General features: G+C 64.4%; 11 protein-coding genes. 3 read left to right on the top strand and 8 right to left on the bottom strand.

The window, feature by feature from the left end; translation table 11 throughout:
* Positions 1–39: 39 nt before the first annotated feature.
* A complete protein-coding gene (ftsH, locus tag VNK82_08890; protein HXE91064.1) occupies positions 40–1,914 on the bottom strand; it encodes an ATP-dependent zinc metalloprotease FtsH in 1,875 nt (624 codons plus the stop codon).
* Positions 1,915–2,080: 166 nt separating this feature from the next.
* Here ftsH and VNK82_08885 point away from each other — a divergent pair, with 166 nt between their 5' ends.
* Complete coding sequence (locus VNK82_08885; GenBank protein ID HXE91063.1) at positions 2,081–2,329, top strand: hypothetical protein; 249 nt, start codon at positions 2,081–2,083, stop codon at positions 2,327–2,329.
* A gap of 483 nt (positions 2,330–2,812) precedes the next feature.
* Here the strand turns inward: VNK82_08885 and lhgO are convergent, their stop codons facing one another.
* The 7 genes from lhgO to VNK82_08850 all read right to left on the bottom strand — a co-directional run bounded on the left by lhgO (position 2,813) and on the right by VNK82_08850 (position 10,720).
* Positions 2,813–4,006, bottom strand: coding sequence for an L-2-hydroxyglutarate oxidase (gene lhgO, locus VNK82_08880; GenBank protein ID HXE91062.1), 1,194 nt, complete (start codon positions 4,004–4,006; stop codon positions 2,813–2,815).
* A gap of 241 nt (positions 4,007–4,247) precedes the next feature.
* Positions 4,248–4,928, bottom strand: coding sequence for a glycine cleavage system protein H (locus tag VNK82_08875; GenBank protein HXE91061.1), 681 nt, complete (start codon positions 4,926–4,928; stop codon positions 4,248–4,250).
* A gap of 293 nt (positions 4,929–5,221) precedes the next feature.
* Positions 5,222–5,779 carry an archaemetzincin family Zn-dependent metalloprotease gene (locus VNK82_08870; protein ID HXE91060.1) on the bottom strand — a complete coding sequence of 186 codons (558 nt, stop codon included), beginning with the start codon at positions 5,777–5,779 and terminating at the stop codon, positions 5,222–5,224.
* Complete coding sequence (locus tag VNK82_08865; protein HXE91059.1) at positions 5,776–7,128, bottom strand: sigma-54 dependent transcriptional regulator; 1,353 nt, start codon at positions 7,126–7,128, stop codon at positions 5,776–5,778. Before VNK82_08865 ends, VNK82_08870 begins: the two co-directional genes overlap by 4 nt.
* 4 nt (positions 7,129–7,132) lie before the next feature.
* Complete coding sequence (locus tag VNK82_08860) at positions 7,133–8,797, bottom strand: ATP-binding protein (protein HXE91058.1); 1,665 nt, start codon at positions 8,795–8,797, stop codon at positions 7,133–7,135.
* Positions 8,781–9,947, bottom strand: coding sequence for a Ni/Fe-hydrogenase cytochrome b subunit (gene hybB / locus VNK82_08855; GenBank protein ID HXE91057.1), 1,167 nt, complete (start codon positions 9,945–9,947; stop codon positions 8,781–8,783). The genes VNK82_08860 and hybB overlap by 17 nt, the downstream gene beginning before the upstream one ends.
* Positions 9,944–10,720, bottom strand: coding sequence for a 4Fe-4S dicluster domain-containing protein (locus tag VNK82_08850; GenBank protein HXE91056.1), 777 nt, complete (start codon positions 10,718–10,720; stop codon positions 9,944–9,946). The genes hybB and VNK82_08850 overlap by 4 nt, the downstream gene beginning before the upstream one ends.
* 276 nt (positions 10,721–10,996) lie before the next feature.
* On the opposite strand from VNK82_08850, the gene VNK82_08845 reads away from it, so the two are divergent.
* Entirely contained in the window at positions 10,997–12,106 is a 1,110-nt protein-coding gene (locus VNK82_08845; GenBank protein HXE91055.1) for an efflux RND transporter periplasmic adaptor subunit, read from the top strand.
* 971 nt (positions 12,107–13,077) lie between these two features.
* Positions 13,078–16,206, top strand: coding sequence for a multidrug efflux RND transporter permease subunit (locus VNK82_08840; GenBank protein HXE91054.1), 3,129 nt, complete (start codon positions 13,078–13,080; stop codon positions 16,204–16,206).
* The last annotated feature ends 6 nt before the right edge of the window (positions 16,207–16,212 follow it).

Below are 16,212 nucleotides of genomic sequence, written 5' to 3'. Positions count from 1 at the left end.
AAAAACGAACAATTTCGTCGAAAGGCGGCCAGACAAACGTCATGAGGAAGAAACCTCTTTTCCCGCCGCGACGGGCGCCTCAATAAGTTCCTGAAGTTCAACGCGGTCTAAAGTTTCCTTTCGGATCAGTTCAGTAGCGATCCGCTCCAGATCGTTTCTTCGGCGTTCCAAAATGTTCTTTACGCGGGAGTACGCGGAATCCACCAATGCTCGCACCTCATCGTCAATCTGCTGGGCAGTGCGCTCGCTGTAGTTTCGCGCCGAGTCCGCAAGCGGCCCCGCCAAAAACCTCTGAGTCATTGGCGCGCCGTAGGTGAGATGGCCGAGTTGCTGGCTCATGCCGTATTGCGTCACCATCTGCCGGGCTAACTCCGAGGCCCGTTGCAGGTCATCGGACGCTCCGGTGGACACGACCCCAGCGTAGACAATATCCTCCGCCCCGCGCCCTCCCAACATCACCGCAATCCGGTCTTCCAGTTCCGGTTTCGTCAGCAGATATTTCTCCTGCGTGGGCAGTTGGAGCATATGCCCGAGCGCGCCGATCGACCGCGGAATGATGGAGACGCGATGGACTGGATCAGCGTGCTCGACCGATAAGGCGACCAGCGCGTGCCCTGACTCATGATAAGCAACGCGCTGCTTTTCATCGGGGGACATGCAACGGCTCTTTTTCTCCAACCCCAACATCACCCGGTCGATCGCCTCCTCCAAATCACGTTGCTCCACCTGTTCGGCACCGCGACGGGCGGCCAGCAGCGCCGCCTCGTTGATAATGTTGGCCAGGTCGGCCCCGACCATTCCAGGTGTTCGTGCGGCGATCGTTTTCAGATCGGCAGTCGGCGCAAGCTTTGCCTTACGGGAATGAACGCGGAGAATCTCCTCCCGTCCCTTCAAGTCGGGTCTGTCCACCACGACCTGGCGATCAAACCGGCCAGCGCGCAGCAGGGCCGGATCCAGAACCTCCGGGGTGTTGGTCGCCGCCATGATGACGACGCCCTTGGTGGCATCGAACCCATCCATCTCAACGAGCAATTGGTTCAGAGTTTGCTCGCGCTCGTCGTGTCCAAAGACCATCCCACGGCCCGCTGAGCGTGCCTTCCCAATGGCGTCTATTTCATCGATGAAAACAATGCACGGCGCCTTCTGCTTGGCCTGATCGAACAGATCCCGCACACGAGCGGCGCCCATTCCAACGAAAAGCTCCACAAATTCGCTGCCAGAGATCGAGAAAAAAGGAACGCTCGCCTCTCCTGCGACCGCTCGAGCGAGCAAGGTCTTGCCCGTTCCCGGCGGCCCCACGAGCAAAACTCCTTTCGGAATACGGCCGCCAAGGCGCTGGTACTTTTGTGGATTTCTTAAGAAATCCACGATCTCTATCAATTCTGTCTTGGCTTCCTCCACGCCGGCCACGTCAGCGAACTTTACTTCGTGCTCACCGGACTCGTCGCGGATTTTCGCCCGGGCCTTGCCAAAGCTCAATGGCGATCCGGGGCCTTGCCCCACGCGCCACATCCCGTAACCGTAAAAGAGGAAGAGCAACGCCAATGGAAGAATCCAGGAGAACAGGAAATCGGTCCACCATGACCGGACTTGTATCGTTCCGGTCACCTTGACGCCGTGACTCTCAAGTTCCTTTACCAAGGGCGATTCATCGATCCCGGGCAGCCGGGTCGCGGTAATCAGTCGAACGGCCTTCTGCCTGGCGGCATCCTCTTTCAAAAGGCCGATCAGCTCGGTAGAGGTAATGTTGACTTCGGCAAGTCGGCCCGCACGCACTTCCGCCACGAATTCGCTGTACGATAGACTTTGGGACTGTTGCGGTACGATGAGTATCTGTACAAGATACAGGGCCAAAAGTCCCGTGATCAGATAGATTGCCGAGAACCGAATCTGTCGCCGTTTAAGTCTGTCCATACTCTTACACTCCTTGCCCAACCGTACGGCGCAAACGTTCCACCTCTTGCTGAAGGGACTTGATATGATCGCGCATCTGAAGAATCAGCGCTATGCCGGCTAAATTCACACCGAGATCGCGGCGAACACGCACGATGCAACGGAGCTGGGCGACCGCTTCAACCAGTTGCCCACGGGCGCCATCGGCATCTACTCGTACTATCAGCGGCTGGCCCAGGGGCTGCGGCAGTTGATGGCGGGAGCGCGCAAGTTCTCCGTGGGGTACATCAGCCGCAGCGACATCGCGGCGCTGACGCCGGAGGCCAGCCGGGTGAGCGGCATCCCCATGGTGAGCGACGTGGATGCGGCCGAGGTGGAGCTGATCCTGGAAGAGGGCGAGGTAACGAAAAAGAGGGCCATTCCCGCGGCGGATTAGGAGCCCCGTCAGTCGTCCCATGTCTGCACTGGCGCAGAGATGGTACCAGCATCCTGAGAGTGCCGTCCCTACGGGACTGCGGCCTACCTGGATGGCTTACCCAGCACTTACGTGCTGGGCTTTCGAGTTTCCGTCGCTTCGCGACCTGGCGGGCGCGGCTTTCAAAGGTGTAGTGCAGAGTGCCGTCCCTACGGGACTCCGGCCTCTCTGGATGGCTTACCCAGCGCTTACGCGCTGGGCTTTCGAGTTTCCGTCGCTTCGCGACTGTGCGTTTGCGCCGCCGTCAGTTTGGATGGCCTCTCGGCGATAGCCCGCGGCGGCTAAAGCCGCTGCGCATGCGACGCGAGGCGGCACGGCTGAAGCCGTGCCCTGATACGAACCCGCAGCGGCCGGGGCCGCTGGTGCGCGTGCCCGGGAGGGCAGGCCCCATGCGCGGCTCTCGAAACGACTACGCTTTCGTGTGGCGACTTACGTGTGGCGTGGTCAGGCCATCTCGTCCAGCATCTGCGCGATGACTTTGCCTATGGCTAGCGATGCCGTAGCGGCGGGCGAGGGGACGTTGAGGACGTGGATGATGGTCTGGTCGCGGACGATACGGAAATCGTCCACGAGTTTCCCGTCACGGTCCACGGCCTGGGCGCGCACACCGGTCTTGTCCGGCACGAGATCCGATTCCTGAACCTCGGGCAGCAGCCGCTGCAGCTTGCGGGTAAAGGCGCGCTTGCTCCAGGAGCGATACATCTGGTCGAGGCCGCCGGGCCAATAGCGCGCGCACATCAGCCAGAAGGCTGCGCTGCTGAGGAGTGAGAGGGTGTCGGCCGGATCGATATCGGTCTTGCGATAACCCTCGCGCTTAAGGGCCAGCACAGCGTTGGGTCCAGCGGTGACGCGGCCGTCGAGATGGCTGGTGAGGTGGACTCCGAGAAACGGGTACTTGGGGTCGGGCATGGGATAGATGAGTCCGCGGACCAAGGCACGCTTTTCCGGCACCAGTTGGTAGTACTCGCCGCGGAAGGGCACGATGATGACGCCGGGGTCGGCGCCGGCGAGGCGAGCCACCCGGTCGGAATGCAGGCCGGCGCAGTTGATCAGCCGGTGGGCGGTGAACTCGCCGGCGGTGGTTTCGACGATGGTCCGACCGCTGTGCCGGCGGATGGCATGGACCCGCGCGCCGGTGCGCACTTCGCTGCCAGAGGCTCGGACGAGTTCGGCGTATTTTTCCGTGACGGCTGCATAGTCGGTGATGGCGGCGCCGGGCACGTAGAGCGCTGCCACTCCGGCACAGTGCGGCTCCAGGGCGCGGATGCGCTCAGGACCGACCAGCTCGAGGCCGGGCACGCCGTTTTCGTTGCCGCGGCGAAAGAGGGCGCCGAGCGCGGCGGCTTCTTGGGAATCGGTGGCGACCACGAGCTTGCCGCAGACCCGATGGGGAATGCCGTGCTCGCGGCAGAAGGCGACCATGGCGGCCGCGCCTTCCACACAGAGCCTGGCTTTGAGCGAGCCGGGGCGGTAGTAGATGCCGGAGTGGATGACGCCGCTGTTGCGGCCGCTCTGGTGAGCGGCCAGGCGCGGCTCTTTCTCCAGGACGAGGACGGGCTGCGCGGGTTGGCGGCGGGTGACTTCGAGAGCGGTGGCGAGACCGACGATTCCGCCGCCGATGATCAGAACGTCGTGCACGTGGCGTTCGTGTCTTTCTTTCCTGGGGCTGAAGCCCCCAATCTTCAGAGGCGCTTCGGCACGGCTGAAGCCGTGCCCTGATACGAACCTACAGTACCTGAACGTTCCATGAGAGAGCACGGCGCTTGCATTATCGCAGGCCTGAGATGATGAGCCATGATGGCACGCAGGCCGCGCCGGTCGAGTTTTCGACCGGCGCGGCGGAGGTTGCCCGGTTGCGGCGGCATCGGCCGCGATTCCTTCAGGAGAGGAAGAACTCGCGAGCCAGCCTGGTCCATTGGGCATCGGGCATGTGGGTGGTCAGGTCGGCCAGAGCTACGCCGCCGTCCTGTGCGACAGCACCCAGGGCCTCGGGCACATGCCGCTGCAGGCGCCGGGCCGAATCCTCCATCCAGAAGCGGGCGAGCGAACCGCCCAACAGATTGCGGAAGCTGGTCCTGGCATCGGGCGCCTTCACGGTGAGCAGCCAGCCTTCACCGTAGGGATCGCGCCGCGCCAGATCGGGATCGAGGAGAAGGGCCGGGTTGACGTCGGTGACCTCGCCTTCGATGGGGGAAACCATGTCGACGGCGGCACCGTCGCGGTGCAGGGTCCAGGTTTTCTCGCCCTGGCGGAGCCACTGGCCGCGCTGCGGGAGCGTGAGGCGGTCGAGCTTACCGGTGAGGCGCGCGGCGAAGTCGTCGAGGCCGACGCGCACCAGTTGCGGGCCTTCGCTCAGCGCCCAGGCGTGACCGGGGTGGTAGCGGAGATTCTCCGGCAAAAAGAAACCATTCACCAGCGCCGGCCGCGTACGGGGCACCGCAACTTCCGGCGCGGGCGGAACGGCTGGGCGCGGCTGCAGCGCGAGAACCGGTTGAGGGCTGCGCAGGTAGTCGATGAGCAACAAGATTGCGAACGTGGCGATGACGAGTAGCACAACCATAAGGCACCTCCGGCGGCTGTCGAGCGTCTCGGTGACAGTTGCCACCCTTAGAGAAGCAAGCGAGCGGCCAGGACTGCGACACAAGGCGGGCGGTGCGTTCATCGCGCTCGAAACAAAGGAAATAGAGAATCTTCTCTGCATAAATCGCGCGGGCGGAAGAGGCGATTCTTGACGGCGCGTTGTTGAATAACTCAACGCCGTCAACAAGAGCACGACGGGAGATTGGTACGGCTGGGCAGTAGGTTCAGTCGGTTAGCGACTGCTGCAATTCACAACGGCGGGTGATGAAGAACTCAACGGGCGCTTACCCATTGTTTCTCCGCCTGCTGGCTGAGGATGCGGGCGCGGCAATGCTGGCAGAAGCCCGGGGACCTGAGGTCAATCCACTCGACGGCATGGGCGGCAGCCATGGCGCAGGTGTAGTCGTCGCAATGCTGAAGCTCGAGGGTGTGGCCCAGCTCGTGGATGGCTTCCTTGAGCAGGCGGTCGCGGAGGAGCGCCGGGTCGGGCGGCAGTCCGTAGAACTCCTGGCGCAGGCGATGGGTGGAAACCAGGGCACAGGCGCCGTTGAGCTGGGCCTCGCCGAAAACGAACGTCAGGATGGGGATGCAGAGGTCGGCGGAGGTGACGCCCAAGAGCCGCCAGGTGTCCGGCTGGAGGCGAGCACGCAGGCGGTCAAGAATCTCCGTGGAGTGGTACTGCTGCCGGTTGGGCTGGAAGGCGAAGGCGGGATCCAGGGCGCCGGGGAGCAGCCGGCAGGGCACGCCGAAGGCTTGGGCGAGGGCAGGACGGAGGCCCTCGAGCCAAGCGGCCTCGACGTTGCCCACCGGCAGCAGATGGAGAAAGTTCATTGGTTGACGGCCGCAGGCCGGGTCCAGCCGTACTTCTTGAGCTTGTTGTGCAGAGTGACGCGATCGATGCCCAGCACATCGGCAGCGCGGGTCTGGTTCCAGCCGCACTGTTCGAGCACGCGCAGGATGTGGATGCGCTCGGCGTCCTCCAGCGTGCGGGGCTCATTGAGGCCGGGGGCCGGCTTGAGGAGGAAGTCCTGCACGCGGAGTTCGGGCTCCTGGGCCACGACCATGGCGCGCTCGACGGCGTTTTCCAGCTCGCGGACGTTGCCGGGCCACTCCTGCTGCTCGAGTAGCGCGATGGCTTCGGGAACGACGCGATGGATGCGCTTGTTCATGGAGAGCGAGAACTTGCGAACGAAGTGGTCGACGAGCAGCGGAATATCTTCACGGCGCTCGCGCAGGGGTGGAATCTCGATGCGGAAGACGTTGAGGCGGTAATAGAGGTCGGGGCGGAAGACGCGCTCCTCAATCAACTTTTCCAGCGAGCGGTTGGTGGCCGCGATACAGCGGAAGTCCACCCGGATGGGCTGGGTGCCGCCGACGCGGACAATCTCACGCTCCTGCAGGACGCGCAGGAGGTCGGTCTGGGTCTTGAGCGAGATGTCGCCGATCTCGTCCAAAAAGACAGTGCCGCCTTCCGCCACTTCGAACTTGCCTTTCTTGCGGTACTGGGCTCCGGTGAAGGCGCCCTTCTCGTGGCCGAAAAGCTCGCTCTCCAGCAGGGTTTCCGTCAGTGCGCCGCAGTGGATCACGACCATGGGATGGAAACGGCGCGGACCCATGGCATGAACGGTGCGGGCGACGAGTTCCTTTCCGGTGCCGCTTTCGCCGGTGATGAGCACGGTGGCGTCGGTGGGGGCGACGGTTTCAATGGCGTCGAGGACGCGGCGCATGGCGGCGCTCTGGCCGACCAGGTCGGGCGGGCGGCAGGCTTCGGTGACGGTCGCGCGGAGGTGGCCGACTTCCTGCTGGGCGCGGCGGTGGGAGATAGCGTTGCGGACGAGATGAGCGAGTTCATCGGGATCGAGCGGCTTGGTGACGTAGTCGTAGGCGCCGCTCTTCAGCGCCGCGACGGCGGTCTCCACGGAAGCGTACCCGGTCATGATGATGACCAGCATGTCGGGGTCGATCTCGCGCATGCGGCGCTGCAGCTCGATGCCATCGGTGCCGCTCATCTTGACATCGACCAGCGCCAGGTCCCAGCGGCGCTCGGCCAGGCGGGCCAGGGCCTGGCTGGCGTTCTCGGCGGCGCCGATCTCGTAGCCTTCCTCGCGGAACCATTTGCCCAGCGAGTCGCGCACGCTCAGTTCATCGTCCACGATCAGCAGAGTGCTCCGGTCATTCACGGCTTCACCTCACGATGGCGGCCGCTGCGGAGGCGGCGGCCGGGTTCTCCGCGCCCAGCGGCAGGACGACGGTGAAGGTCGTTCCTTTGCCGGGCTCGGATTCGACGTGGATGCTGCCCTGGTGGCGCTCCACGATGTTGCGGCTGATGGCCAGACCGAGGCCCACGCCGTGCCGCTCTTCCTTAGTGGTGACGAAGGGCTCGAACATGCGCGGCAGCAGTTCGGGCGGAATGCCGAGGCCGTCGTCCGCAACCTGCAATTGGACCTGGCCGGACTCGGGCAGCAAGCGGGTGCGCAAACGGAGGTTGCCGCCGCGGGGCATGGCGTCGATGGCGTTCATCACCAGCGCCAGCAACATCTGCTCGACCTGCGCGGAGTCACAAGGCACACGTGGCAGTTCGGGAGCGAGGTCAGTGTGAAGCTGGATAGAGTTCAGCTCCAACTGGTGCTTCACCAGGCGCAGGCAGCGATCCACGATGGTGTTCAGGTCGGCCCAGACCAGGTTCATGGGACCGGTGCGGGCAAAGCTGAGGAGGTTGCGCACGATGTCGCCGCAGCGGCGGCTTTCGGACTCGATCAGTTCCAGGGAGGCGCGGATCTCCTCCCGCTTGCTTTCGCCGTCCTCGCCGCGTTCGGCCCAGCGGCGCAGCAGCCTGGCGTAGGTGAGGATGCCGGAGAGCGGGTTGTTGATCTCGTGGGCGACCACCGCGGCGAGCTTGCCGAGCGAAGCCAACTTCTCCGCCTGCAACATCTGCTCATGGGCGGCCTTCAGCTCGCTGGTCTTCTGCTGGACGCGTTCTTCCAGGGTGCGGGTCCAGGCGGTGAGTTCGGAGCGCGCTTCGCGCAGGTCGCGGCTCATGCGGTTGAAGGACGACGCCAGTTCACCCAATTCGTCGTGCGAGCGGATATCGATCTGGTAGCCGAGGTCGCCGCGGGCCAGCCGGTCGGTGCCCGCTCGCAGGACCTTGACCGGGCGGTGCACAACCTCCCACACAAACAGGCCGATCAGCACCAGGACGCCCGCCACAGCGAACACGGTATAAAGGAGCATCTGCCGGGTGCCTTCCGCCAGACTGGCATCGGCGCGGGCCAGGGAGAGGTTGGTGTCCAGCACGCCCAGGATCTTCTGCTCCGCAGGATGAGCGTGGCAGGCGGCGTTCGAACAAGCCGGCTGATTCTCGATGGGATTGATAATGCCCAGTACGCGGTGGTCGGCGGCGCGGTAGATGCGGAAGCGATCGGGGCGGTCGAGGCGGGTGAGGGGCTGCGCCTGGGTATGGCAGGCGTAGCAGGCCTCGGCCCGTTTGTCCACATACTGGTTGACTTCGCTCACGTCGGTCGAGAAGCTGATGCGGCCTTCCTTGTTGAAGATGCGAACGCGCTCCATGCCCGGTTCCTGGGCGATGGTCCCGATGATGTGGTACAGGCCTTCGCGGTCGTTGCGCATCATGTAGTAGGAAGTGGAGCGTTTGAGCACGTCGCTGACGCGCTCGGCGGAGAGCAACGTGGCCTGCTCGAGGTGCCGGCGATGCAGCCGGATGTTCAAGTAGCCAAGCACGCCGAAGACAACCAGCATGGCCGCCAGGAGCAGCAGGATGAGCTTGGCGCTCAGGCTGCGGCCCAGGCGCTTCCAGGCGGGAGGCCGCGAGGACTCAGTCAGCAGCGACATGGGTCAGCTCTTGCGGCACCGGCCGCTCCAGCGGCACCCGCTCCTCCGGGAAGATGGCCAAATACCGGGCGGCCAGGGCGAAGATGAAGAAGCCGGCGGCGATGATGGCGCCGGTGACGGCGACTTCCGTCCACTTGGGGAGGTAGCGCACGCCGGCCGCGGCTTCCATCCCGGTGATGCTCACGTTCAGGCGGTTGGTGATGAAGCCCAGCACGACCAGGACGGCTGCCAGATACAGTCCGCCGCGACTCTCCCGCAGGCGCCGGCTCAGCAGCAGGATGAGCGGGACGACGAGCGCCAAGGCCATTTCCAGCAGGAAGAGCCAGGTTTCGTAGCCCGGTTCCAAGACCTTGCGCAATGCGCCGCGGTGATACAGATCCTGCAAACGCAGCACCAGGTAGACGCCCAGAACGACGGTGAGGATGCGCCCCAGTTCCTGCAGCAGCGGCAACTCGAGCTGGCGGCGGAAGTGCTTGGAGCTCAGCGAGGACTCGAAAATGGTCATAGCCAGGCCGACGGCGATGGCGGAAATGAAGAAGAACACCGGCAACAGCGGCGTGTACCAGAACGGATGCAGCTTCTCCGGAACGATGAGGTACAAGCTGCCCAGCGAAGACTGATGCAGGGTGGAGAGGATGACGCCGGCAATCACCAGCGGGATGGAGATGGCGCGCAGGATGCGCATAGGGCGCTCCAGGCGCAGGCGCTCGAAGACCACCGGCGCAAACTCCAGGCTGAGCACGGTGGTATAGAGCATGACGCACCAGGCCACCTCGAACATGACGGAGCGCGGGTTCCACATCACCAGCGGATGCCAGATGCGGTAAGGGCGTCCGAGGTCGAACAACAGCGCCACCACGACCAGGACGTAGCCGAGGAACGCAGTCAGCAGCGTGGGCCGCACGATAGGCTGGAAGCGCTCGACGTTCAAGATGTGCACGGCGGCCATGAGGGTGAAGCCCCCGGCGGCCAGCATGACTCCGCACAGGACGTCGAAGCCGATCCAAATGCCCCAGGGGAACCGGTCGCTCAAGTTGGTGGAAGCTCCCAGGCCTTGCGTGAAGCGGACCCAGGCAGCGTACATTCCAGCCAGCATCACGAAGAGGAAGACACCCCGCCAGAAGGTGAAGCGCGGCAGCTTGCTGGTCATGGATTCTTCTCCTTCTTTCCATCGGACCTGGCGTCGCCGCCTTCAGCGGCCGCGACTTCGGCCCGGCGGTGGGTGATCCACCAGACGCCACCCAGCAACACACTGCCCACGGTCACCAGGTCCGGGATGCGGGAGAGCACGCGGTAAGTGAGCATCGGCAGCGGTTCCTGGATGAAGTCGCTGCGCATGTCGAAGCGCTCGAAGGGGACGCCGGCGAGCATGAGCACGGAGGTCCCGCCTACCTCGCTCAACCCGAAGATGTGATCGACGTACTGGGCGGGATTGTCGGCCAGGCGCTGGCGGGCCTCCGCGATGAGTTGGTCGCGGTCTCCGAACTTGGTGGCGCCGGTGGGACACGCCTCAGTGCAGGCGGTAGGCAGCCCGGCGGCCACGCGGTCGGCGCACATGGTGCACTTGCGCACGCCCGGGAGCACCTTGCTCCACTCGTACTTGGGGACGCTGAAGGGGCAAGCGACCATGCAGTAACGGCAGCCGATACAACGGCTCTCGTCGTAGGTGACGGGGCCGAGTTCCGTCTTGCGCAGGGCGCCGACCGGACACACCGAAGCGCAGGTCGGATCCTGGCAGTGCATGCACATCCGCCGCATGTAGTTCTCGCCGCGGGTCAGGATGGACGTGAACTTGTGCTCCGAGGTGATCTCCTCGGTGGCGATGGCCTCGTTGTAGGGGAGCCGGTTGTGCTCGGCGCAGGCCTGCTCGCAAGCCCGGCACCCGATGCACAGGGTGGCGTCATAGAGGATGGCTTTGCCCATCGTGGGCCTCCATGCTGTGTCCACGCGGGAGGCACGGCCATGCGATGCAACCCTCATCGCCGACCGGGCCTGACTTCACCAAATCCATCTTCCAACAGGGCCCCGAAGGCGGAATGTGACCACGCTCACCAGTATTGGTGACGCGAAACCCCGGCCGGGCTAGGCACGTGCTAAGCAGCAGAGGATTAAAGGGATCTCTTGGAGGCAGTTAAACATCCTGTGGCAGCGAGCGCTCGACGCGCAGGTGGATTCGTGGTGCAATCGTAGGCAACGGGCATGAGGTTTTCCTGGTCCCAGCGGCGGATCGTAGCCAACGCGGCGTGGTGGTGTGTCCTGCTGGCACTGGCGGGCGCAACGGTCGGATGCAGCCGGAAGGCGGAGGGAGGCGGGGAGACCGGCCCGCAGGCGGTGGCGGTGAAGGTGGAGACGGCAACGAGGGAGCGCGTGCCGGATTTCACCGAGTACATCGCGACGCTGAAATCGCGGCGGTCGGCGGTGATCCAGCCGGAGGTCGAGGGGCAGATCACGCGTATCTTCGTGCACTCCGGAAGCCGGGTGGCAGCGGGAGCGCCGCTGCTGGAAATCGATCCGCGGAAGCAGGAAGCGACACTCACGGCGCAGGAGGCAAACCAGCGAGCCCGCCGGGCGGCGCTGGAGTACAACCGGCAGGAACTGGAACGGCGTAAACAGTTGTTCGCCGCCGGAGTGATCAGCCAACAGGAACTGGACCAGGCGCAAACGGCGTATGACGCCTCCAAGGCGGAGGTGGATGCGCTGGAAGCGTCCGTGAGCGAGCAGAAAGTGCAGTTGCGCTACTACACGGTCACGGCGCCGGCGGCGGGCATGATCGGCGACATTCCCGTGCGCGTGGGCGATCGCGTCAACACCGACACGGTGCTGACGACGCTCGACGAGGGCGGCGACCTCGAAGCCTACATCTCGATCCCGGCGGAGAAAGCGTCGGCCGTGAAGCCTGGGACGCCGGTGGAGATCGTAATGCCCGGTGAGCAGGCATCGGTCCGCACCATGACCACGTTCGTCTCCCCGCGGGTGGAAGACGTCACGCAGTTGTTGCTGATCAAGGCGGCTGTGCCCAATCCGCAGGGACGCTTCCGCAATGACGAGGTGGTGCGCGCGCGAGTGGTGTGGAGCGAGGGTGAGCGCGTGTTGCTTCCCATCACCGCGGTGCAGCGCGTGACCGGACAGACATTCGCGTTTGTGGCGGAGAGCGACGGGAAGCAGACCGTGGCCCGGCAGAGGGCGGTGCGGCTGGGAGAGATCTTCGGGAACCGGTACGTGGTGCTGGAGGGGATCCAGCCGGGCGAGAAAGTGATTGTCACCGGGGTGCAGATGCTGGCGGACGGAGTGGCGGTAACGGCGGAGTAGTTCGCGTGTGCGGGGCCCTCGCGCCTTCCTCGTCCGCCGTTGGCGGACTCGTCGGAGCGAGGGCCACGCAATGGTCGTGGGGCACGCTACCCAGGGCTCACACGCATGCGGGAGCAAGCTCCCGCATGCCCTTCGCCCTGGGCTACTTTCGGCCCGCCCCTGACGGGGCTTGCGCTCCCTCGCTGCGCTCGGGTCGCGGACAAACGGCATATCGGGCATTCAGTGGGCGAGTGGAGAGAATTTGGGAATGATGCGAGGAGGACAAGCGGCCACCGGATTATCTGGCAAGGCTGCATGGCTGCTTGGCCCTAGCTTAGCGATCTTAGCGGTGCTCGCCTGTTCGACGAATTCATCTGAACCTCGTTTCCCGGAAAGCACTGCAGCCGGTAGGTCTCCGCGGCGAGACATGAGAGTGGCCTCCCCGTCTCCGTCCCAAGCACCGGCGGCACAGCGAGTAGATCCCGACCTGAAGAAGTTGGAGGAAAAGTTCCTCTTCGTGATTAGGGAGGGTAAGCCTCGAGATTTCCTTGCCTATGTGTCCAAGAGGGGCGTCTACGTTGGTGTCGATTCACCAGCGTCGAGCCGGCGTGAGCTTGCCCAGGAATTTGCGCAGAGACGCGGAACCTTCTGTCTGTTATTCAATTCCGAGTGTCTAAGACACGAGGTAGCACGGGCTGTAGGAGCCGATCATGGACCAAGCAAGGTGTGCTCCTACCGGGAGATCCTCTCGAACCCCAACCAGGTGCTAGTGGAAACGGTGGCCTATGATTACGAGGGTGGCCGGCAGGTCCGGATGACAGCACGAGCGATCAATTCCGACTGTTCAGATGCGGAGACTCTGGAGTTCCATTTTCGACGTGAGGGTTCCGCTTGGAGACTGGTGGCCATCCCGTACGTCTAGGCGGCCGGGGACGCACGCTGGATCTTGTGAGATCAGCGGGCAAAAGGGGATTGATTAGACAAAAACAGGTATGTTCGTCAATTTCTTCATACGGCGGCCGGTGTTTGCGACGGTGTGCTCGCTGCTGATCATTCTGGCGGGCGCGACCGCCATTCCCAGGTTGCCGGTGGCGCAGTATCCGGTGCTGGCGCCGCCGCAGGTGAGTGTGTTTGCAAACTACACGGGGGCAAACGCCCAGGCGGTGGAGACCAGCGTCACCACGCTGCTGGAGCAGGCCATTAACGGCTCCGAGGGCATGCGGTACATGAGCTCGACGAGCGGCAACGACGGCTCGAGCTCGGTGACGGCCACGTTCGCACTCGACCGGAATCTGGATATCGCCGCGGTGGACGTGCAGAACCGCGCCTCCACCGTGCTCGGACGCCTGCCGGCCGAGGTCCAGACGACCGGCATCGGCATCTTCAAGAACTCCGGGTCGTTCGTGCTGGCCGTCGGGGTGTATTCCGAAGACGGGCGCTACGACAGCCAGTTCATCAGCAACTACCTGGACGTGTACGTCCGCGACCCGCTGAAACGCGTGAAGGGCGTGGGCGACGTGATGATCTTCGGGGAGCGCAAGTACGCCATGCGCCTGTGGCTGGACCCGCTGCGGCTGGCCAAGCGCAAACTGACCGCGGGCGACGTGGTGGCGGCGCTGCGGGAACAGAACGTGCAGGTGGCGGCCGGGCAGGTGGGACAGTCGCCGACAATCGCTGGACAGCAGTTCCAGATCAGCGTGCGCGCGGTCGGACGGCTGACCGAGCCGAGCGAGTTCGAAAACATCGTGCTCAAGCGGGGGGAGGACGGCTCGCTGGTGCAGTTGCGCGACGTCGGCCGGGCCGAACTGGGCGCCGAGAGCTACGACTCCAACCTTTTCTACAACGGGTATCCGGCGCTGGGGTTGGGCGTGATGCAGCTCTCCAACGCCAACGCGCTGGAAGTGGCGGCGGGAGTGCGGCAGGAGCTGGACCGCCTGGCTAAGCAGTTCCCACCAGGGCTGAAGTACCAGATCGCGTTCGATACCACGGCCGCGGTGGGACAGTCGATCCGCGAGGTGCTGAAGACGCTGGCGGAAGCCATCGTGATCGTCATCCTGGTCATCTTCCTTTTCCTGCAGACGTGGCGGAGCACCCTGATTCCGGCCGTGACCATCCCGGTGTCGCTGATCGGGACGTTCGCCTTCGCCAAGCTGTTCGGGTTCTCCATCAACACGCTGACGCTGTTCGGCATCACGCTGGCGACGGGGCTGGTGGTGGACGACGCCATCGTGGTGATCGAGAACGTGGAGCGGCACATCCAGGAGGGCATGGCGGATGCCCGGCGCGCCACGCAGGTGGCGATGAGCGAGGTGACGGGAGCGGTGATCGCGACCTCGCTGGTCCTGGTCGCAGTGTTCGTGCCGGTGGGGTTCTTTCCCGGCACCACGGGACGGCTCTACCAGCAGTTTGCGCTGACCATTGCCTTCTCCATCGCGCTCTCGGCGTTCAACGCACTCACGCTTTCGCCGGCGCTGGCGGCGCTGCTGCTGCGTCGCTACCACGGAACTAGGAATCCGCTGCTGAACAGCTTCAACCAGGGGCTGGCGCGAGCCACCGAGGCCTACAGCAATCTAATCCCGGTGCTGGAGCGGAGGCGTCTGCCGGTGGTGGTGGTATTTCTGATCGGGCTGACGGCGGCCTATGGCGTGTACCAGGTGGTGCCGACCAGCTTCGTGCCGGACGAGGACCAGGGCTGGTTCATGGTGCTGGTGCAGGCGCCGGAAGGGGCGTCGCTGGAGTACACGACCGCGGTCGCCAACCAGGCCGGCAAGATCCTGTTGCAAAACCCCGACGTGACGGGCGTGTTCTCGGTGCCGGGCTGGAGCTTCGGCGGAGCGGCGCCCAACCGGGCGATGATCTTCATGAACATGAAGGACATCGAAGAACGCAAGGGCGAAGGACATTCTCTGGCGGAAGTGGTGAACGCGGTGCGCGGGCCGCTGGCCGGGATCCGGGAGGCGAGCGTGGTGCCGTTCCCGCCGCCTGCCATCGAGGGACTGGGCGCCTATGGCGGATTCCAGTTCCAGTTGCAGCAGACTGCGGCGGGCTCCATGGAAGACATGGAGAACGCGCTGCGGGGGCTGATCCGCAAGGCCGGCACACGGCCGGAATTGCAAGGTCTGTTCACTACATTCAGCGCGCGCGACCCGCAGTTCCTGGTGGAGATCGACCGGGAGAAGGCCAAGAGCCTGGGCGTGCCGTTCACGGAGATCACGTCGGCGCTACAGGTCTACATGGGCTCGCGATACGTGAACGACTTCGACTTCAACAACCGGTCGTACCGCGTGTACGTGCAGGCAGACCGGCAATTCCGCTCGCAGCCACGCGACCTGAAGCAGTTCTATGCCCGGGCGGAGACGGGCGAGATGGTGCCGCTCGACAGCCTGGTCCGGGTGAAGGAGACCACGACGGCCAGCATCGTGAGCCATTACAACCTGTTCCGCACGGCGGAGATCAATGGCAGTGCGGCGCCGGGATACAGTTCCGGGCAGGCGATTGCAGCCATGGAGGACGTGGCGCGCGAGTCGCTCCCTGCGGGGTATTCCTACGAGTGGACCGGGCTGGCGCTGGAGGAGATCGAATCCGGAGGGCAGTCGTTGTTGCTGTTCGCGCTGGGACTGCTGGTGGTCTACCTGACGCTTTCGGCGCAATACGAGAGCTTCGTGCTGCCGTTCATCATCCTGCTCTCGGTGCCGATGGCGATCCTGGGAGCGCTGGGCGCGCAGTGGCTGCGCGGATTGCAGAACGATGTCTACTGCCAGGTGGGACTGGTGATGCTGATCGGGTTAGCCAGCAAGAACGCCATCCTGATCGTGGAGTTCGCCGAGCAGTTGCAGGGGCGCGGACTGCCGCTGCTGGAAGCGGCGGCAGCGGCGGCGCGGCTGCGCCTGCGACCCATCCTGATGACGTCGGTGGCGACCATCATGGGAGTGATGCCTCTGGTGTTTGCTTCCGGCGCGGGCTCGGCGGGACGGCATTCGGTGGGAACCACGGTGGCGGGCGGGATGATCGTTTCCACCTTCCTCAACCTCTTTATCATCCCCGTTCTGTACGTCATCGTGAGGGCGCTGTTGCCGTTGCGGCGGGCCCACGCGCACGCGGTGCCTGAGACGGCGGACTAGGCTCCT

It is taken from the genome of Terriglobales bacterium (assembly GCA_035573675.1).
Taxonomy (GTDB): Bacteria; Acidobacteriota; Terriglobia; order Terriglobales; family Acidobacteriaceae; genus DATMAB01.
Note: the sequence above shows the minus strand (reverse complement) of the source record. Positions and strands in the feature narration are given on the sequence as shown.

Excerpts from the sequence above, each read along its gene's own strand:
- VNK82_08860 (HXE91058.1), bottom strand. The coding sequence starts at position 8,797 with ATGTCGCTGCTGACTGAGTCCTCGCGGCCTCCCGCCTGGAAGCGCCTG.
- VNK82_08850 (HXE91056.1), bottom strand. The coding sequence starts at position 10,720 with ATGGGCAAAGCCATCCTCTATGACGCCACCCTGTGCATCGGGTGCCGG.
- VNK82_08870 (HXE91060.1), bottom strand. The coding sequence starts at position 5,779 with ATGAACTTTCTCCATCTGCTGCCGGTGGGCAACGTCGAGGCCGCTTGG.
- VNK82_08840 (HXE91054.1), top strand. The coding sequence starts at position 13,078 with ATGTTCGTCAATTTCTTCATACGGCGGCCGGTGTTTGCGACGGTGTGC.
- VNK82_08845 (HXE91055.1), top strand. The coding sequence starts at position 10,997 with ATGAGGTTTTCCTGGTCCCAGCGGCGGATCGTAGCCAACGCGGCGTGG.
- hybB (HXE91057.1), bottom strand. The coding sequence starts at position 9,947 with ATGACCAGCAAGCTGCCGCGCTTCACCTTCTGGCGGGGTGTCTTCCTC.
- ftsH (HXE91064.1), bottom strand. The coding sequence starts at position 1,914 with ATGGACAGACTTAAACGGCGACAGATTCGGTTCTCGGCAATCTATCTG.
- VNK82_08875 (HXE91061.1), bottom strand. The coding sequence starts at position 4,928 with ATGGTTGTGCTACTCGTCATCGCCACGTTCGCAATCTTGTTGCTCATC.